Raw genomic sequence first — 299 nt, 5'->3', positions numbered from 1 at the left:
AGCTTGTTCATGTTTAGAACAGGGGAGGCAGCTTCTGCTGAGTTGGAATCCATGGCGGAAGGTGGTGACATCTCGGGCTTATCTGGTGTCATCGCCAATGCAGGTGGTGTCGTCGTTGAAAACCCTGCGAGCGGTATTCTTGACCCAGGTGTCGCGACCACATTCGATATTGATACGGGTGATCTGGCTTACTTGTCACTCGGCGCGATGTTATTGCCAACCAACGATGGCTTTGTTGGATTAGACAGCTGGAAGATCCCAACTCAAGCAGGTACCTATAAAGCCATACTGAATGGCTA

At 50.5% G+C, this 299-nt stretch carries 1 protein-coding gene; it reads left to right on the top strand.

Annotation, left to right across the window (positions count from 1 at the left end):
• The coding region (locus AB4486_RS23260) for a spondin domain-containing protein (RefSeq protein WP_372118895.1) at nt 1–299 on the top strand (299 nt) is incomplete at both ends.

This window comes from Vibrio sp. 10N.222.55.C6, from assembly GCF_041473395.1.
In the GTDB taxonomy this organism is placed as follows: domain Bacteria; phylum Pseudomonadota; class Gammaproteobacteria; order Enterobacterales; family Vibrionaceae; genus Vibrio; species Vibrio crassostreae_C.
Note: the sequence above shows the minus strand (reverse complement) of the source record. Positions and strands in the feature narration are given on the sequence as shown.